The organism is Acidovorax sp. CCYZU-2555 (genome assembly GCF_018413525.1).
In the GTDB taxonomy this organism is placed as follows: domain Bacteria; phylum Pseudomonadota; class Gammaproteobacteria; order Burkholderiales; family Burkholderiaceae_C; genus Comamonas.
The window spans coordinates 1-17,583 of the sequence record NZ_JAHCDD010000067.1 but is presented as its reverse complement, the minus strand read 5'-3'; the positions used below and the strand labels follow the sequence as shown (position 1 = coordinate 17,583).

Below are 17,583 nucleotides of genomic sequence, written 5' to 3'. Positions count from 1 at the left end.
GGGCGTCGGCTCAACCGGCCAGGCAGCCCGCGAGTTGCCGTGCAGTCTTGGCGCTGGCCCCCTTGCCGGTGATGGCCACGGCCGGCGGGTGGGCCAGCAGGCGCTCGAAAACCAGGCGCACTTCCTCGGCGCTGATGTCATCGATCAGCGCCAGCGTCTGCGCCATGGGCATCACGGTGCCCTGGGTGAAAAGCTCTTCGACGGCCTGCTCCATCGTGGCGAAAGGCCGCTCCGCGGCGCGCACCCGGGACACGGTCAGCTGGTTCTTGGCCCGCTCCAGATGCACGGGGTCTATGCCGGCAGCTTGCGCACGCAGCAGCCGACCCGTCGCCGTCAGCAACGCATCGAGCTTGTCCGGGGTGGTGACCGCATGCACGATGAAGTTGGCCCAGACATCGGCGCTTTCCAGCGTCGCATAGGTCGTATACGCCAGACCCAGCTGCTCGCGCACGCTGTCGACCAGCGGCGACGACATGCCTTCGCCAAACAGATAGGCCGCCAGCGAAGCCGCGAGGCGCGCGCGCTGCGCGGGCCCGTCCTGCTGCTCGATCGGCATCAAGGGATAGGCGATGTTGACGAACACCTGCGAGACCTGCGTGAAGCGCTGCGCCAGGGCCTGGCCGACATACTTCGCAGGCTGCGGCGGCGCCAGCAGGCGCGCATCGGACGACGCCGGCATTGCGGCAAACAATTCGCCGGCCAGCGCGACCCAGGCATCCACATCGAAATTGCCGGCCGCCACCACCACCGTCTTTTGCGCGACGTAGTGGCTTTGCACATGGCGCATCAGGTCCTGCCGCGTAAAGCCCTCGATGTTGGCGACCGTGCCAATCACGGGCATGCCCATGGGATCATCGCCCCAGATGGCGCGGTCGAGCAGGTCGCTGGCGCTGTCTTCGGGGTCTTCCGCGTACTCGATGGCCTCCTGCCTTATCACTTCCAGCTCGCGCTGCAATTCGTGCTCGGGAAACGTGCTGTTCAGCACGATGTCGGCGGTCATGCGCAGCAGCTGCGGCGCGTGCCGGCCCAGCCCGGTCATGAAGTAGCCGGTCGTATCCTTGCCCGTGAAGGCATTGACCTCGGCGCCCAGGCGCTCCGCATCTAAGTTGATCGCTTGCACGTTGCGCGTGGCCGTACCCTTGAACGCCATGTGTTCCAGCACATGGCTGATGCCGTTGGTCGCCGGCGTCTCGTCGCGCGAGCCCACGCGCAGGAACACGCCCACGCTGACACTTTGCACGTGGGGCATGGGAAGGGCCAGCAGGCGAACGCCGTTCGGGAGGGTGTGCAGGAACATGGTGGATTGCGCCACTTCAGTTGCCGCGCAGAATTTTGTTGATTTGTCGAAAGTCGATCATGGTCTCGAAGACCGGGAAAGCTGCGTCACTCTATCATCAACGAGCGCAACATATTTCGGCCGAGGACTCAACCAACGAGGGTCTCAAGCTCAGCGCAAACCGAGCGCGATAACCGCCGCCTCTCCTTGGCCAGGTTGACCTGCAGGGCGACCCGCGCCACCAATGCCGACCCAGGCATCGTCGCAACCGGCTTGCCCCAGACGCTCGACCAAAGCACCCGGGTCACGGTCATCGTCCGCAAGCTGGTATTTCAGGGTGAAGATGTATTCCATTGTGCTAGTCCTCGGTGCCTAGATTGAAGACGCAAAAAAGCCCGCTGTAAAGCGGGCTTTGCTGGCTTGCGTTCCGGTCAGTCCCGGCAACGCTCTACCTGGGGATCACTCCCACTCGATCGTCGCCGGCGGCTTGGTCGAAACGTCGTAGGTCACGCGGTTGATGCCGCGGACTTCGTTGATGATGCGGCCGGAGACTTTTTTCAGCAGCGCGTAGGGCAGTTCAGCCCAGTCGGCGGTCATGAAGTCGCTGGTCTGCACGGCGCGCAGGGCCACGACGTAGTCGTAGGTGCGGCCGTCGCCCATCACGCCCACGCTCTTGACCGGCAGGAACACGGTGAAGGCCTGGCTGGTCAGCTCGTACCAGTTCTTGCCCGTGGCGGGGTCGACGAAGTTGTAGAGTTCTTCGATGAAGATGGCATCGGCGCGGCGCAGCAGGTCGGCGTATTCCTTCTTCACTTCACCCAGGATGCGAACACCCAGGCCAGGACCGGGGAACGGGTGGCGGTAGACCATGTTGCGCGGCAGACCCAGGGCCACGCCCAGTTCGCGGACTTCGTCCTTGAACAGGTCGCGCAGGGGTTCGAGCAGCTTCAGACCCAGCTGTTCCGGCAGGCCGCCCACATTGTGGTGGCTCTTGATGGTCACGGCCTTCTTGCTCTTGGCGCCGCCCGACTCGATCACGTCGGGGTAAATGGTGCCCTGGGCCAGGAAAGTCGCGCCCTTGCTGCCGGCGTTCGCGGCCTTGAGCTTGCTGGCTTCGGCCTTGAAGACGTCGACGAACAGGCGGCCGATGATCTTGCGCTTTTGTTCGGGTTCGGACACGCCGGCCAGCTCGCCCAGGAACAGTTCAGCGGCATCGACGCGCACCACCTTGGCGTGCAGCTTGCCTTCGAACATTTCCATGACGGCGTCGCCTTCGTTCAGGCGCAGCAGGCCGTGGTCGACGAAGACGCAGGTCAGTTGGTCGCCGATGGCGCGGTGGATCAGCGCAGCGGCCACGGACGAATCGACGCCGCCCGACAGGCCCAGGATGACTTCTTCGTCACCGACCTGTTCGCGGATCTTGGCAACGGCTTCCTCGATGTAGTCGCCCATGATCCAGTCCGGCGCGGCGCAGCAGATGTCGCGCACGAAACGGTTGAGCATGGCCTGGCCCTGCACGGTGTGCGTGACTTCGGGGTGGAACTGCACGGCGTAGTAGCGGCGCGATTCGTCGGCCATGCCGGCGATGGGGCACGACGGCGTCGAGCACATGACCTTGAAGCCTTCGGGCAGCTGGGTCACCTTGTCGCCGTGGCTCATCCAGACCTTGAGCATGCCGTGGCCTTCGGCCGTGGTGAAGTCTTCGATGCCTTCGAGCAGATTGGTATGGCCGTGGGCGCGGACTTCGGCGTAGCCGAATTCGCGGTTGTTCGAGCCTTCGACCTTGCCGCCCAGCTGGGTCGCCATGGTCTGCATGCCGTAGCAGATGCCCAGCACGGGGATGTCCAGCTCGAACACGGCGTCAGGCGCGCGGTCGTCGACTTCGTAGACACTGGCGTGGCTGCCCGAAAGAATCACACCCTTGAGCTTGCCGTCGGCGGCGAACTCGCGCACCCAGTCGCTGCTCACATCGCAAGGATGAACTTCGCAGTAGACATGGGCTTCGCGCACGCGGCGGGCAATCAGCTGGGTGACTTGGGAGCCGAAGTCGAGGATGAGGATCTTGTCGTGTTGCATGGTCTGGAAAATGGCAAGGCCCGACCTGCCTGCCTGCGCAGCGGATCGGGCCGTTGGATGGCGATCAACCGATTTTAGTCGGCGCGGTAGTTGGGGGCTTCCTTGGTGATCTGCACGTCATGGACGTGGCTTTCACGGATGCCGGCCGTCGTGATCTCGACAAATTCAGCCTGGTTGTTCATCTGTTCGATGCTGGAGCAACCGCAGTAGCCCATTGCAGCGCGCACGCCACCGGCCATCTGGTACACGATGGAAACCATCGAGCCCTTGTAGGGAACGCGGCCTTCGATGCCTTCGGGAACCAGCTTGTCGGCGTTCGGATTGCCGGTCGTCGATTCCTGGAAGTAACGGTCGGCCGAGCCTTGCTGCATCGCGCCGATCGAGCCCATGCCACGGTAGCTCTTGTACGAGCGGCCTTGGTACAGGATGACTTCACCCGGAGCTTCTTCGGTGCCGGCGAACATGCCGCCCATCATGATGGTCGACGCGCCAGCGGCCAGCGCCTTGGCGATGTCGCCCGAGAAGCGCACGCCGCCGTCAGCGATCAGCGGCACGCCCGTGCCCAACAGGGCCGTGGCCACGCTGTCGATGGCCATGATCTGGGGCACGCCCACACCGGCGACGATGCGCGTGGTGCAGATGGAGCCCGGGCCGATACCGACCTTGACGGCATCGGCACCGGCTTCGACCAGGGCCAGCGCGGCCGCGCCCGTGGCGATGTTGCCGCCGACGACGTCGACTTGCGGATAGTTTTGCTTGACCCAGCGCACGCGCTCGATCACGCCCTGGCTGTGGCCGTGGGCGGTGTCGACAATGATCGCGTCGACGCCGGCCTTGACCAGCAACTCAACGCGCTCTTCGGTACCGGCACCCACGCCCACGGCCGCGCCCACGCGCAGTCGGCCGGCGGCATCGCGCGCGGCGTTGGGGAACGTGGTCTGCTTGTTGATGTCCTTGACGGTGATCAGGCCCTTGAGCTCGAAATCATCGTTGACGACCAGAATGCGTTCGAGCTTGTGCTTGTTGAGCAGCGCCTTGGCTTCGGCGGGCGTCGTGCCGTCTTTTTCGTTGACGGTGATCAGCTTCTCGCGCGGCGTCATGATCTGGTTGACCTTGACGTCGTAACGCGTTTCGAAGCGCACGTCACGGCTGGTCACGATGCCGACGACCTTGCCGCCATCGCAGACCGGGAAACCGGAGATGCCGAGGTTTTCCGACAGTTGCAGAACCTGCAGTACAGTGTGCTCAGGCGTGATGACCACGGGGTCGATCACGACGCCGGATTCATGGCGCTTGACCTTGTTCACTTCGGCGGCCTGTTCCTGGGCCGTCATGTTCTTGTGGATGATGCCGATACCACCCTCTTGCGCAATGGCGATCGCCAGGCGCGCTTCCGTCACGGTGTCCATCGCGGCGGACACCAGGGGAATGTTCAGGGAAATATTGCGGGAAAAACGTGTCGCGAGAGACGTGTCCTTGGGCAGGACTTGGGAGTAAGCGGGTACCAGCAACACATCGTCGAAGGTCAGTGCTTTACCAAGAAGGCGCATGTGAAAGCTCCAAAAAAACGATTGTACCTGTGCCTGCTATTCTTAGAGGCGGCGCCTGGTTTTTCCCCCTTCCGGCCTTGGCAGGCGGGATGGGAAGTGCGAAGATTCCACCGATGGTCTGCGCCAACGCGCCGGTCTCCCCTACTTTGATCCTGCCGCCATGAACGTCTTCACGCTTGTCCTGCTCTGCGCCAGCAGCCTTTTTTCCGCCAATGCGCTGGCGCAATGGCAGTGGCTCGACGCGCAGGGCCGCAAGGTCTACAGCGACCTGCCGCCGCCCGTGCAGGTGCCTGCCGACCGCATCCTGAAGCAGCCGGGCAGCGCCAAGCCATCGGCCGCGGCCCAGCCGGCGCCGCAGACAACCGCCCCGGCCGCAACCGCGCCAGCGAGTCGCAACAGCGGCGTAGACCAGGAACTGCAGGCCAGGAAAGCCGCCGAGGAAGCCGAGAAGGCGAAGCGCGAACAGGCCGAAACCGCTGCCCAGGAAAAAAAGCAGGCCCAGGCGCGTCAGGACAATTGCACTCGCGCCAAGGCCGCGCAGGCGGCCATGGCCGACGGCCGGCTGATCGCCCACACCAATGCCCAGGGCGAGCGCGTGTTCATGGACGACGCCGCGCGCGCCGCCGAGCGCCAGCGCGCGCAGAACGCGATCACCACCGAATGCGGCCCGGCGCCCGTGCAGCGGCCTCAATAAGCAGATTCAGTTCAGTAGCCGGCCTTGCCGCCAGGGCGCTGGCGCGAAAACAGGCCCGCACCGCGCGCTCCCTGGCGCGCAAAACGCTCGCGCCGCGCAACCTTGGGGTCGACCAGCAAAGGCCGGTACAGCTCGACCCGGTCGCCGTCCTGCAGCAGCTGGCTGCGCTCGGCACGTCTCCCCCAGATGCCTGCGGCGCAGGGGCTGGCTTCCAGCCCCACGGCGCGCAGCGCATCGAGCAGGCAGGCACCGCCCGGCAGCTGCAGCGACCATTCCTGCGCCTGCCCGGCTTCGGATGAATACACCACGTCAACGCACAGCGCTGCGCTGGCGGCCGCCACTTCAGCCATAGACCTGTTCCGCGCGCTTGATGAAGGCGTCGACCATGGAGCCCGCAATGCGGTCGAACACCGGGCCGACCAGCGCCGCCAGCGCCACGTTGTCGAAGCCATAGCTCAGGCGCAGCTCCACCTTGCAGGCGCGCTGCGAGCCGTCGCCCACGGGGTGAAAATACCAGTCGCCTTCGAGGTGAGAGAATGGACCCTTGACCAGGCGAATGGTCACGCGCCGGCCCTCTTCGTGGGTGTTGCGGGTCACGAAGGATTTCTTCAGGCCGCCCAGCGCCATTCCCACTTCCGCAGTCATCCCTTGCTCGTCCTGCTCGAGAATGCGCGCATGGTCGCACCAGGGCAGGAAGTCGGCGTAATGGTCCACATCCGTCACCAAGGCATACATTTCTTCGGGGCTGTACCAGATGAGGACGGATTTATTGACTGTTTTCATGGGAAAAGGGGCCTGAATAGGGATGCTGCGAAGGCCATCGCAGCATTGCCGGCCGATGGAAACTAAAATCTCTGCAGCGAGACGACAAACAACATTGTAGGGAGAGCTTTTATCTCCTGAATTGCGCCGCACTTAATTCATACATGGCAAAACAAACTGATTCCCCGTCCCGCATTGCCGACAACAAAAAAGCGGCTTACAACTACTTCTTCGAGGAACGCCACGAAGCGGGCATGGTCCTGCACGGCTGGGAAGTCAAGGCCTTGCGCGAAGGCAAGGTCCAGCTGACCGACGGCTACGTGGTCATCAAGGACGGCGAGCTGTACCTGATCGGCTGCCAGATCAATCCGCTGCGCACCGCTTCGACCCACGTGAGCCCCGACGCCGCGCGCACCAAGAAGCTGCTGCTGCACAAGGAAGAGATCAAGCGCCTGATCGGCAAGGTCGAGCAAAAGGGCTATACGCTGGTGCCGCTCAACCTGCACTGGAAGAACGGCCTGGTCAAGGCCGAGATCGCCCTGGCCAAGGGCAAGGGCGAGCACGACAAGCGCGACACCATCAAGGACCGCGAAGGCAAGCGCGAAGTCGAGCGGGCAATGAAGGGGCGCAATCGCTGATCCTTTGACAGGATCAGCGGGCTGCAGCGTCAGTCGGCCAATGCGGCCAGCGGATGCGAATGCGCCGGCCAGGGGCTAACGAAAAATGCCTGCCAATCGGCTTCCTGCACGTCTTCAATGCATGCGGGATTCCAGCGCGGCGCATGGTCCTTGTCCACGGCCAGCGCGCGAATGCCTTCGAGGGTTTCGCTCTGGCCTGGGCGCAGGTAGAAGCAGTGGCGCACCATGTCGCGCTCCATGCGCAGGTCGTCGGCCAGGCCCATGTCGCGCGCGCGGCGCACCTGCTCCAGCACCACATGCAGCATCAGCGGCGAGCGCTTGCGCAGCAGCGCGGCCGTGGACTGCGCCCAGTCGCTCGCGCCCTCTTCCAGCGCGGCAATGATGGCGCGCACCGTAGGCAAGGCGAAGTACTGATCGATCTCGGCCTGCAGGCCGGCGAAATGCGTGGGCGCCTGGCCCAGCTGACCGTCTATCCATTGCTGCACGGCAGCGCCATCGGCGAAGTCGCGCGTGGCCAAGGCTTCCCACAGATCGGGCAGCTGCGCTGACGGCACCAGGCCGTCGGCCAGGCCCAGCGCGATCGCATCGCCCGCGGCAATGGTCTCGCCCGTGAGACCCAGCCATTCGCCCGTGTGGCCCGGGCAGCGGCTCAGGAAATAGCCGCCGCCGACATCGGGGAACAAGCCGATCGCCGTTTCGGGCATGGCCATCTTCGTGCGCTCGGTCACGATGCGCGCGCTCGCGCCCTGGCTGATGCCCATGCCGCCGCCCATGACGATGCCGTCCATGAACGCGATATAGGGCTTGGGATAGTGATGGATCAGGTGGTTGAGCGCGTACTCTTCGGTGAAGAAGTCTTCGAGCTGAGGGTTGCCCGTGCTGCCCGCCTGGTGCAGGAAGCGGATGTCACCGCCCGCGCACAGCGCGCCGAACACGCCTTCCTTGTTGCTGCCGCGCAGCGCGACCGCCAGCACCGTCGGATCATCCTGCCATTTGAGCAGCGCGGCCATCAGTTCGCGCACCATCTCCAGCGACAGCGCATTGAGCGCACGCGCACGGTTGAGCGTGATGCAGCCTATGCGGCCCCGCACTTCGGTCAGGACTAGCGCCGTTGTCTCCGTCATATTGTGTTCCTCTGGTCTACCTGTGATTCAGCGCAGCCACGCGGCCGCGCGCCAACCTGGAACCTTAACCGAGGCCGTCGCGCCTACGCTGTCGCACACGCAAAAAAAGCCGCACAAGGCGGCTTTTTCTGTGAACGCGATGCAGGGCATGCGTTCAGCGGGCGGGTCTTAACGACCTGCGCGCTTGCGATCGCTTTCCTTGAGGTGGCGCTTACGCACGCGCACGCTCTTGGGAGTGATTTCGACCAGCTCGTCGTCCTCGATGAATTCCACCGCGTATTCCAGCGACAGGTCGATCGGGGGCGTGACCTTGATCGCGTCTTCCTTGCCGGAAACGCGGAAGTTGGTCAGCTGCTTGGTACGCGTGGCGTTGACCACCAGGTCGTTGTCACGGCTGTGGATGCCGATGATCATGCCTTCGTACACGGGATCGTTCGCCTTGACGAACATACGGCCGCGGTCATCCAGCTTGCCCAGGGCGTAGGTGAAGATTTCACCGTCGTCCATGGAGATCAGCACACCGTTCTTGCGGCCGCCGATGTCACCCTTATGGGGTTCGTAGCTGTCGAAGATGTTGGCGATCAGGCCCGAACCACGTGTCAAGTTCAGGAATTCGTTCGTGAAGCCGATCAGGCCACGCGCGGGAATGCGGTACTCGAGGCGAACGCGGCCACGGCCGTCGGACTCCATGTTGACCAGCTCGCCCTTGCGCTCGCCCAGGGCTTGCATCACGCCGCCTTGGTGGGTTTCTTCGACGTCGGCGGTGACCAGCTCGATAGGCTCGTTCTTTTCACCGTTGATGTCGCGGAACACGACGCGGGGCTTGGACACTGCCAGCTCGTAGCCTTCGCGGCGCATTTCTTCGAGCAGAATGGTCAAGTGCAGTTCGCCGCGACCGGACACTTCGAAAATGCCGTCTTCGTCGGTTTCCTTGACGCGCAGGGCCACGTTCGAACGCAGTTCCTTTTGCAGGCGGTCCCAGATTTGGCGGCTGGTAACGAACTTGCCTTCACGACCCGCCAGCGGCGAGTTGTTCACGCAGAAGTTCATGGTCAAGGTCGGTTCATCGATCTTGAGCATGGGCATGGGCTTGGGATCGAGCGGATCGGTGATGGTTTCACCAATGCCGAGGTTTTCGATACCGTTGACCAGCACGATTTCGCTGGGGCCGGCTTCGGTGACTTGCACGCGATCGATACCCTGGAACTTCTGGATCTGGTTGATACGGCCCTTGTAGGCCTTGCCTTCAGGACCAGCCATGATCATGACTTCCTGACCCGCCTTGACCGTGCCCTGCGAGATGCGCGCCACGCCGATACGGCCGACGAACGTCGAGTAGTCGAGTGCCGACACCTGCATCTGCAGGGGAGCCGCTGCATCGCCCTGGATCGAAGGAACGTGGTTCAGAATGGTGTTGAACAGGGCCGACATGTCGGTGCCCCACTGTTCGCCAGGAGCGCCTTCTTCGGTCGACGACCAGCCGTTGATGCCCGAAGCGTAGACGACCGGGAAGTCGAGCTGTTCATCGGTAGCGCCGAGCTTGTCGAACAGATCGAAAGCGGCGTTGACCACGTAGTCGGGACGCGCACCGGGCTTGTCCACCTTGTTGACCACGACGATGGGGCGCAGGCCCAGAGCCAGGGCCTTCTTCGTCACGAAACGCGTCTGGGGCATGGGGCCCTCTTGCGCGTCGATCAGCAGCACCACGCCGTCGACCATCGACAGGGCGCGCTCGACTTCACCGCCGAAGTCGGCGTGACCGGGCGTGTCGAGAATGTTGATGTGGGTGCCTTCCCAGCTGACGGCACAGTTCTTGGCCAGAATGGTAATGCCGCGCTCGCGCTCGATGGCATTGTTGTCCATGACGGTGTCGACCACCTTTTCATGCTCGGCAAAAGTGCCGGACTGGCGCAGAAGCTGATCGACCATGGTGGTTTTACCGTGGTCAACGTGCGCAATGATCGCGATGTTGCGGATTTGTGTACTCATAAAGTTTCCAAAATGCCGCGGTCTGTTGGGCGCGGCGTGCCTTCCAAAATTTGTTGAATTTCCAAGGGGCTCAGCAGGCGGTCGGGGATCAACTCCCCGGCCAGCACATGGCCTACTCCCAATAGAGCGTGAGGCTCTGTTCCATAAACGGCCACTGCCGACGCATCCGGCCAGTCGCCCCGTCGGCGCATGCCCGACAGAAAACGTCCGGCATCGTACTCGGTCAGCGTGACAGGCGTGTGTTCATGCAGCAACATTTGCGGTGGCTGAACATGTAACAGGCGCTGTTCCTCGTCCATGGCTTCAAGCGCTTCGAGCGTGACGCAGCCTGCAAGCCCCAGTCCGCCCGTGTCGGTGCGGCGCAGAAACCTGAGATGCGCTCCACAGCCCAGGGCTTCGCCCACATCCTCACCGAGGGTGCGGATGTAAGTGCCCTTGCTGCAAGTCACTACCAGCTTGACGGCCGCAAAGCCGTCCGCGTCCTCGCACAGACTCACGTCAAGTGCATGGATCGTGACCGCGCGCGCAGGGCGTTCGATCTCGATGCCTTCGCGGGCGTACTCGTAGAGCGCCTTGCCGTCCTTCTTGAGGGCGCTGTGCATAGGCGGTACTTGCAAGATCGGCCCGGAAAACTGCTGGGCCACGGCCTGCAGCTTTTCGGGCGTGATTGCCGCGAGGTCCACAGGCCGCTCGCGCACGATCTCGCCTTCCGCATCCGCGGTCGTCGTGGTCGCGCCCAGGCGGGCAATGGCAATATAGGTCTTGGCCGCTTCAAGCTGCAGCTGACTGAACTTGGTGGCAGCACCAAAGCACAGCGGCAGAACGCCGCTGGCCAAGGGATCCAGGGTACCGGTATGACCGGCTTTTTCCGCGCGCAACAACCACTTCACCTTCTGCAAAGCGTCATTGCTGGAAAACCCCAGCGGTTTATCGAGCAGCAACACCCCATGCACAGGGCGCCGCTGCACCCGTGTGCGAGGCGCGTTCATGCTCAGTCTTCTTTCGCGCGCGAAGAAACTGCCTTGGCGATCAAGGCGTTCATGTCCGAAGCGCGCTCCGTCGTACGGTCGTAGACGAAGTGCAGCGTAGGCACGGTGTGGATATGCAGGCGCTTGAACAGGCCGGCGCGCAGAAAGCCCGCCGCCTGGCTCAGACCTTCGAGCGTCTGATCGGGATCACCCGTGAGGATGCTGAAGAACACCTTGGCATGTGCATAGTCTGGAGTCACCTCCACCCCTTGCAGGGTCACCATGCCCACGCGCGGGTCCTTCAACTCCCGGGCGATCAGCTCCGACAGATCACGCTGGATCTGATCGGAGACTTTGAAGCTGCGATTTGGCGCAGCGCGTTTCTTGGCAGCCATGGATTACAGCGTCCGTGCGATTTCCTTGATCTCAAAGACTTCCAGCACGTCACCTTCCTTGATGTCGTTGTAGTTCTTGAGCTTGATACCGCACTCGAAGCCTTCCTTGACTTCCTTGACGTCGTCCTTGAGACGCTTGATCGATTCGATCTCGCCAGTGTAGATCACCACGTTTTCGCGCAGCAGGCGGAAGCGTGCATTGCGGGTGACCTGACCGGAAGTGATGTACGAACCGGCAATCGTGCCAATCTTCGTCGCCACGAACACCGTGCGGATCTCGGCCATACCGATGATCTCTTCGCGCTGCTCGGGGGCCAGCATGCCCGACATCGCCGCCTTGAGTTCGTCCACAGCGTCATAAATGATGTTGTAGTAACGGATCTCGACGTCGTTGTTCTCGGCAGTCTTGCGTGCATTCGCATCGGCGCGCACGTTGAAGCCGATCACGATGGCCTTGGAAGCGATTGCCAGGTTGATGTCGGACTCGCTGATGCCGCCCACGCCGGCATACACCAGCTGCACGCGCACTTCTTCGGTCGACAGCTTGAGCAGCGACTGGCCCAGGGCTTCTTGCGAACCCTGCACGTCGGCCTTGATGATGATGGGCAGCGTCTGCAGATCGCCCGCCGTCATGTCGGCAAACATGTTTTCCAGCTTGGCGGCTTGTTGCTTGGCCAGCTTGGTGTGACGGAACTTGCCGGCACGGTAAGTGGCGATTTCACGGGCACGACGTTCGTCGCTCAGCACCATGAATTCGTCGCCAGCTGCGGGCACATCCGACAGACCCTGGATTTCGACCGGAATCGAAGGACCAGCGGTCTTGGTGGTCTTGCCGTTTTCGTCGACCATGGCGCGCACGCGGCCATAGGTCTGACCGGCCAGAACCACGTCACCCACCTTGAGCGTACCGGACTGGATCAGCACCGTTGCGACAGGACCGCGGCCCTTGTCGAGTTGGGCTTCGATGACCAGACCCTTGGCAGCGGCGTCGACCGGAGCACGCAGCTCCAGCACTTCGGCCTGCAGCAGCACCTGTTCGAGCAGTTCGTCGATGCCCATGCCGGTCTTGGAAGACACTGGCACGAAAGGCGACTCGCCGCCGTACTCTTCAGGCACGACTTCCTGCACCACCAGCTCTTGCTTGACGCGCTCGAAGTTGGCATCGGGCTTGTCCGACTTGGTGATGGCCACGACGATGGGAACACCAGCCGCCTTGGCGTGCTTGATGGCTTCCTTGGTCTGGGGCATCACACCGTCGTCGGCTGCAACCACCAGAATCACGATGTCGGTGGCCTGGGCACCGCGGGCACGCATGGCCGTGAAGGCCTCGTGACCCGGGGTGTCGAGGAACGACACCATGCCGCGTTCGGTCTTCACATGGTAGGCACCGATGTGCTGGGTAATGCCGCCGGCTTCGCCGCCAGCCACCTTGGAACGACGGATGTAGTCGAGCAGCGAGGTCTTGCCGTGATCGACGTGACCCATCACGGTCACCACAGGAGCGCGCGGCAGGGCTTCGGCGTCCTGCTGCGAGGTTTCCTCGAAAGTGAACGCTTCGGGATCGTCGAGGGCCGCGACCTTGGCGGTGTGACCCATTTCTTCGACCACGATCATCGCCGTGTCCTGGTCCAGAGGCTGATTGATGGTGACCATCTGGCCCATCTTCATCAGGATCTTGATCAGTTCGGACGCTTTGACCGACATCTTGTGTGCGAGCTCGGAAACCGTGATGGTTTCGGGCACGTGCACTTCGATCGCACGGAACTCGGCCTGCGCTTGCTGGTGGTGATCGTTGCGATCGTTGCCACCGCCACGACGGCTGCCGCCGCGCGGACCACCGCGCCAGTTGCTGCCACCGCCGCCGCTGCGGCTCGGGCCGGCGTCGCCACGGGTCTTGATTTCCTTCTTCTTGCCGTCGCCAGCCCAGCTGGAGGACAGCTTGGCGGACTTGACTTCCTTGCCGGCGCCGGCTGCAGGAGCGGCAGGGCCGCCCGTGCGGGCCGTGGTCGAGCCCGTGGCAGGCTTGTGCAGCGTGCCCTTCTTGGCGTCGCCCGCAGGCTTGGCCACGACAGCCGGCTTGACCGGCTCTTCGGGCTTCTTCGCCACGAGCACGCGCTTTGGCGCGGCCATCATGGCGCGAATGGCTTCGGCTTCGGCCTGGGCCTTGCGACGGCGTTCGTCGAGATCCTTCGCCCGGGCTGCTTCTTCAGCAGCGCGCGAACGCGACTCTTCCTCGGCCTTTTCGCGGGCTGCGGTCTGGGCGGCGTTTTTCGCCGCCGTCTCGGCCTTGTATTCGCGCGAGGCTTCGGCCTTCTGCGCAGTCGCCTGGGCAATCTTTGCGGCTTCCTGAGCAGCGTAGGCCGCAGCCCGCTCCTCGGCTTCACGCTCCCGGCGTTCGCGCTCTTCGCGCTCACGGCGTTTTTCCACCAGTTCTTCCTCCTGCTGGCTAATCAGCTCCACCTGATGGCGCGCTGCCTCTTCACGCCGCACCAATTCATCGGATTCGCGTTCAGTGCCGGCCTGCTCTTCGCTGACCTGTGCTTCGCCTTCGGAACCGGCTTCGCCGCTTTCGTCACGCTTGATGAAGGTGCGCTTCTTGCGCACTTCCACTTGAATGGTGCGGGCCCGGCCAGTGGCATCAGCCTGCTTGATTTCGCTCGTCGACTTTTTCGTCAATGTGATTTTCTTGCGGTCAGCTCCGCCTGTGCCGTGACTGGCCTGCAGGTGCGAGAGCAATTTCTGTTTATCGGACTCGGTCAACGCATCGGAAGCCGAGGCCTTGGCAACACCAGCAAAGCTAAGTTGTTGCAGCAAGGTTTCGGGTGTTTTTTTGAGTTCGGCAGCAAACTCAGCAACGGTGTTACTCGACATATTCGGTTCGTTCCTCCCTGACCTTACTCTTGCCCGGTGAACCAGTGTTCACGTGCCTTCATGATCAAAGCTTTCGCTTCGTCGGCAGACTGCCCGGTCAGTTCGGTCAGTTCGTCAATGGCCAAATCGGCCAAGTCATCCCGCGTATGCACGCCACCGTCGGCCAGTTTGGCCACCAGCTCAGGCGTCAACCCCTCGAGGTCACGCAGATCCTGCGAAACCGTGTCGACATTTTCCTCGCGTGCGATTTCCATCGTGAGCAGAGCGTCCTTGGCTCGCGCCCGCAGCTCGTTCACGGTGTCTTCGTCGAAGCTTTCGATCTCCAGCATTTCCTGCAGCGGCACATAGGCCACTTCTTCCAGGCTGGCGAAACCTTCTTCGATCAGGATGTCGGCGATTTCCTCGTCGACATCCAGGTTTTCCATGAACAGGCGGCGAGCGGTATCCGTCTCGTCGGCCTGTTTTTGCGCAGACTCGGCTGCGTCCATGATGTTGATTTTCCAACCGGTGAGGTCGGAAGCCAGACGCACGTTCTGGCCGCCGCGGCCGATGGCGATGGCGAGGTTTTCCTCGTCAACCACCACGTCCATGGCATGTTTTTCTTCGTCGACCACGATGGACGACACGTTCGCAGGTGCCAGGGCACCGATCACGAACTGTGCGGGGTCTTCGGACCACAGCACGATGTCCACGCGCTCGCCGGCCAACTCGTTGGTCACGGCATTGACGCGGGTGCCACGCACACCGACGCAGGTCCCGATGGGGTCCACGCGCTTGTCATGCGAGATCACGGCGATTTTCGCACGGCTGCCAGGATCGCGTGCGCAGCTCTTGATTTCCAGCAGACCCTGTTCGATTTCGGGCACTTCATTGCGGAACAGTTCCACCATGAATTCAGGCGCCGAACGCGACAGGATGATGGGAGCGCCGCGCAGCGTCAGGTCGACTTCCATGATCATGGCGCGCACACGGTCGCCATTGCGCAGGTTTTCCTTAGGGATCATTTCGCTGCGGCGCAGGCGTCCTTCGACGCGTCCGCCTTCGACGATGATGTCGCCCTTGTCCATGCGCTTGACGGTGCCGGTGAAGATCTTTTCGCCGCGCGCCATGAAGTCGTTGAGCAGCATCTCGCGCTCGGCGTCACGGATCTTCTGCAGGATGACCTGCTTGGCAGCCATGGCACCGATACGGCCGATAGGCACCGAATCGACTTCTTCTTCAATGTGTTCACCGACTTCGATGTCTGGAACGCGGTCTTGCGCGTCCATCAGCATTTCTTCGGCTTCGGGGTTCTGCAGACCGGCGTCGTCAGGCACGACCAACCAGCGACGGAAGGTGTCGTAATCACCGCTATCACGGTCGATGGCGACGCGGATATCCACTTCGCCCTGGTACAGCTTCTTCGTGGCCTGGGCCAGAGCCAATTCCACGGCACCAAAGACCACATCGCGCTCGACGTTCTTCTCGCGCGAAATGGCCTCTACCAACATCAACAATTCGCGATTCATGCGATGACTCTCCTATTTCATTCACTCCGAGGGGGCACCACCCTGGTGCATCCGCTGGGCCCCGTACTATTTGACCTGCAGTGGCACCACTTATGAAGCGGCTTTATTGGCCCTGCCCTTGAAATCCACCAGCGGCGCAAGGCGTGCCTCGCGCAGCTCATCGAGTGCGAATCCCAATGCCTGCAAAGGCGCGGGCACGCGCTTCTTGCTCACTCGCTGACCCGGCTTGACTGCCGGCTCATCGCTCCAGACGATTTGCCAGCCACCGGTCTCGCTGCGCTCTAGCGTGCCCCGGAATTTCTTGCGATTGGCGCTGACCTGCCCTGCCGCCGCCGAGCCGATGGGCTCCTTGAGCGTCAGGTCGATCACCTCGCCTTCGAAGCGCACGAAATCCTGTTCATGGCGCAAAGGGCGATCGATGCCAGGCGACGAGACTTCCAGGCGGGTGTATTCCGCGCCATCCACCTCGAGCGCAAACTGCAACTGGCGCGTGACTTTTTCACAGTCTTCGACCGTGATGTACTGCTCGGGCAATGCCTGCGTTTCCGGTGTGGGAGCCTGCCAGGGCAAATCGATGGTGACGCGCAGCAGTCCTCCTGCGGAGCGCTCGATCTCCACCAAGTCATAACTCAGGCCTGCGACTGTTTGTTCAACGATTTGCTGTAGTGCCACGTGTATTCAATTCCATCTCTGCAAATACAAAAAACCCGATAACCCCCGGAAAACCCATCCGACAGCTTCGAGCTCCAAATGCAACCGACCAAAAAAAACGGGCGGTATGTACCCGCCCGTTTGGTCGTGAGTCCTATATTGTACCCGCAAACCATTGTCAGGGCTCGCAAACGGCACCCAAACGCTGTCCGCACAACAGCCCACGACGGCTCACAGGCCCGCCGCAACAATGCGATCGCGCAAGGCCTGTGCCTCTGCGGATACCGCCACGGGCGCCGGCCCGTTGCGCTGCAACGATACCAGAAGCCGCGACAGAACCTGCAACTGGGGCAATACCGGTCCCAGAAAACGTGCGTGCTGATCGTCGGAAATCAAGAGGCAGGGGAAGGTCTCGATATCTAGATCACCGGCAACATCTTCGCGGTCTTCTATGTCAAGCCAAAGAAAACGCGCCTCTGGATGGCTGGCCGCAAGGTCTTCGAAACCCTGGCGATAGTCCTTGCATACCCCGCACCATTGCGCGCACAGACAGACCACGAGCCATTGCTCGCCCTGGGGCCGCTCACTCTCCATTCCCACTCCTTCAAGGCGCGCGCTTCTCGCGTGCCCGATAAACCTCGATGGTACCAACCGCTGGCGCCATGTTGCCCCACGATTGTCGGACAAAGGAAGATACGGCGGCTATCTGGGCATCGCTCAGTTGATGGGAAAACGGGGGCATTCCATGCGGACGCGGATTACCGGCCGTGGCCGGCGGGTAGCCGCCCTGCAACACCATGCGCACCACGTTGCTGGCGTCGGGCAGGTTCACCGCGCGGTTGCCCGCAAGCGCCATGAAGGCGCCGGGCCGGCCTTCGCCCTGATCGCCATGGCATTGCGCGCAGTGCTGGGTGTAGACCTTGGCGCCGAGCGGGGCATCGCTGGCCGGGACGACCGGCACGGCCGGCGCCCGGGGTGCGGGCAAGGTCTGCAGATACGCCGCCATCGCCTGCAGGTCGTCGGTCGACAGATATTGGGTGCTGCGAAACACCACTTCGGCCATGGGGCCGCTGGCCGAAGC

Annotated in this window: 16 protein-coding genes and 1 pseudogene; 2 read left to right on the top strand and 15 right to left on the bottom strand. The window is 62.6% G+C overall.

Annotation, left to right across the window (positions count from 1 at the left end; all coding sequences use genetic code 11):
• Positions 1-10: 10 nt before the first annotated feature.
• The 4 genes and pseudogenes from KHY18_RS20375 to guaB form a co-directional block, all read right to left on the bottom strand.
• Complete coding sequence (locus KHY18_RS20375; RefSeq protein ID WP_213304126.1) at positions 11-1,297, bottom strand: M16 family metallopeptidase; 1,287 nt, start codon at positions 1,295-1,297, stop codon at positions 11-13.
• Between the two features lie 201 nt (positions 1,298-1,498).
• A pseudogene (locus tag KHY18_RS20370) lies at positions 1,499-1,630 on the bottom strand (DNA-binding protein); the annotation flags it as partial.
• Between the two features lie 105 nt (positions 1,631-1,735).
• On the bottom strand, positions 1,736-3,352 hold the full coding sequence (gene guaA / locus KHY18_RS20365; RefSeq protein WP_213304123.1) for a glutamine-hydrolyzing GMP synthase: 1,617 nt from the start codon (positions 3,350-3,352) through the stop codon (positions 1,736-1,738).
• Positions 3,353-3,426: 74 nt separating this feature from the next.
• Positions 3,427-4,902 carry an IMP dehydrogenase gene (guaB, locus tag KHY18_RS20360; protein ID WP_213304120.1) on the bottom strand — a complete coding sequence of 492 codons (1,476 nt, stop codon included), beginning with the start codon at positions 4,900-4,902 and terminating at the stop codon, positions 3,427-3,429.
• 160 nt (positions 4,903-5,062) lie between these two features.
• On the opposite strand from guaB, the gene KHY18_RS20355 reads away from it, so the two are divergent.
• On the top strand, positions 5,063-5,596 hold the full coding sequence (locus KHY18_RS20355; RefSeq protein ID WP_213304117.1) for a DUF4124 domain-containing protein: 534 nt from the start codon (positions 5,063-5,065) through the stop codon (positions 5,594-5,596).
• An 11-nt stretch (positions 5,597-5,607) separates the two neighbouring features.
• Here the strand turns inward: KHY18_RS20355 and KHY18_RS20350 are convergent, their stop codons facing one another.
• Together KHY18_RS20350 and KHY18_RS20345 are read right to left on the bottom strand one after the other, a co-directional pair.
• A complete protein-coding gene (locus KHY18_RS20350; protein WP_213304113.1) occupies positions 5,608-5,946 on the bottom strand; it encodes an RnfH family protein in 339 nt (112 codons plus the stop codon).
• A complete protein-coding gene (locus KHY18_RS20345) occupies positions 5,939-6,379 on the bottom strand; it encodes a type II toxin-antitoxin system RatA family toxin (protein ID WP_213304111.1) in 441 nt (146 codons plus the stop codon). The genes KHY18_RS20350 and KHY18_RS20345 overlap by 8 nt, the downstream gene beginning before the upstream one ends.
• 143 nt (positions 6,380-6,522) lie before the next feature.
• Here KHY18_RS20345 and smpB point away from each other — a divergent pair, with 143 nt between their 5' ends.
• On the top strand, positions 6,523-6,996 hold the full coding sequence (gene smpB, locus KHY18_RS20340; RefSeq protein WP_213304108.1) for an SsrA-binding protein SmpB: 474 nt from the start codon (positions 6,523-6,525) through the stop codon (positions 6,994-6,996).
• Between the two features lie 29 nt (positions 6,997-7,025).
• On the opposite strand, the gene KHY18_RS20335 is transcribed toward smpB, so the two are convergent.
• The 9 genes from KHY18_RS20335 to KHY18_RS20295 form a co-directional block, all read right to left on the bottom strand.
• Entirely contained in the window at positions 7,026-8,120 is a 1,095-nt protein-coding gene (locus tag KHY18_RS20335; protein WP_213304105.1) for an enoyl-CoA hydratase/isomerase family protein, read from the bottom strand.
• A 168-nt stretch (positions 8,121-8,288) separates the two neighbouring features.
• Positions 8,289-10,109 (bottom strand): translational GTPase TypA, encoded by a 1,821-nt coding sequence (gene typA, locus KHY18_RS20330; RefSeq protein WP_213304102.1) that lies wholly within the window; start codon positions 10,107-10,109, stop codon positions 8,289-8,291.
• Positions 10,106-11,098 (bottom strand): tRNA pseudouridine(55) synthase TruB, encoded by a 993-nt coding sequence (gene truB, locus KHY18_RS20325; protein ID WP_213304099.1) that lies wholly within the window; start codon positions 11,096-11,098, stop codon positions 10,106-10,108. Before truB ends, typA begins: the two co-directional genes overlap by 4 nt.
• A gap of 2 nt (positions 11,099-11,100) precedes the next feature.
• A complete protein-coding gene (rbfA, locus tag KHY18_RS20320) occupies positions 11,101-11,472 on the bottom strand; it encodes a 30S ribosome-binding factor RbfA (protein ID WP_213304096.1) in 372 nt (123 codons plus the stop codon).
• Between the two features lie 3 nt (positions 11,473-11,475).
• On the bottom strand, positions 11,476-14,343 hold the full coding sequence (gene infB, locus KHY18_RS20315) for a translation initiation factor IF-2 (protein ID WP_213304093.1): 2,868 nt from the start codon (positions 14,341-14,343) through the stop codon (positions 11,476-11,478).
• 23 nt (positions 14,344-14,366) lie between these two features.
• Positions 14,367-15,851: a transcription termination factor NusA gene (gene nusA / locus KHY18_RS20310; RefSeq protein WP_213304090.1), complete on the bottom strand. Its 1,485-nt coding sequence runs from the start codon at positions 15,849-15,851 to the stop codon at positions 14,367-14,369.
• A 90-nt stretch (positions 15,852-15,941) separates the two neighbouring features.
• On the bottom strand, positions 15,942-16,523 hold the full coding sequence (rimP, locus tag KHY18_RS20305) for a ribosome maturation factor RimP (RefSeq protein ID WP_213304087.1): 582 nt from the start codon (positions 16,521-16,523) through the stop codon (positions 15,942-15,944).
• Positions 16,524-16,733: 210 nt separating this feature from the next.
• Positions 16,734-17,096 (bottom strand): thioredoxin family protein, encoded by a 363-nt coding sequence (locus KHY18_RS20300; RefSeq protein WP_213304084.1) that lies wholly within the window; start codon positions 17,094-17,096, stop codon positions 16,734-16,736.
• 10 nt (positions 17,097-17,106) lie between these two features.
• Positions 17,107-17,583, bottom strand: a 477-nt coding sequence (locus KHY18_RS20295) for a c-type cytochrome (RefSeq protein ID WP_213304081.1), incomplete at its 5' end; no start/stop codon positions are given.

Coding starts and splice junctions, on each gene's coding strand:
- smpB (WP_213304108.1), top strand. CDS start 6,523: ATGGCAAAACAAACTGATTCCCCGTCCCGCATTGCCGACAACAAAAAA.
- KHY18_RS20300 (WP_213304084.1), bottom strand. CDS start 17,096: ATGGAGAGTGAGCGGCCCCAGGGCGAGCAATGGCTCGTGGTCTGTCTG.
- typA (WP_213304102.1), bottom strand. CDS start 10,109: ATGAGTACACAAATCCGCAACATCGCGATCATTGCGCACGTTGACCAC.
- KHY18_RS20345 (WP_213304111.1), bottom strand. CDS start 6,379: ATGAAAACAGTCAATAAATCCGTCCTCATCTGGTACAGCCCCGAAGAA.
- nusA (WP_213304090.1), bottom strand. CDS start 15,851: ATGAATCGCGAATTGTTGATGTTGGTAGAGGCCATTTCGCGCGAGAAG.
- guaA (WP_213304123.1), bottom strand. CDS start 3,352: ATGCAACACGACAAGATCCTCATCCTCGACTTCGGCTCCCAAGTCACC.
- rbfA (WP_213304096.1), bottom strand. CDS start 11,472: ATGGCTGCCAAGAAACGCGCTGCGCCAAATCGCAGCTTCAAAGTCTCC.
- infB (WP_213304093.1), bottom strand. CDS start 14,343: ATGTCGAGTAACACCGTTGCTGAGTTTGCTGCCGAACTCAAAAAAACA.
- KHY18_RS20355 (WP_213304117.1), top strand. CDS start 5,063: ATGAACGTCTTCACGCTTGTCCTGCTCTGCGCCAGCAGCCTTTTTTCC.
- truB (WP_213304099.1), bottom strand. CDS start 11,098: ATGAACGCGCCTCGCACACGGGTGCAGCGGCGCCCTGTGCATGGGGTG.
- KHY18_RS20350 (WP_213304113.1), bottom strand. CDS start 5,946: ATGGCTGAAGTGGCGGCCGCCAGCGCAGCGCTGTGCGTTGACGTGGTG.
- KHY18_RS20335 (WP_213304105.1), bottom strand. CDS start 8,120: ATGACGGAGACAACGGCGCTAGTCCTGACCGAAGTGCGGGGCCGCATA.
- guaB (WP_213304120.1), bottom strand. CDS start 4,902: ATGCGCCTTCTTGGTAAAGCACTGACCTTCGACGATGTGTTGCTGGTA.
- KHY18_RS20375 (WP_213304126.1), bottom strand. CDS start 1,297: ATGTTCCTGCACACCCTCCCGAACGGCGTTCGCCTGCTGGCCCTTCCC.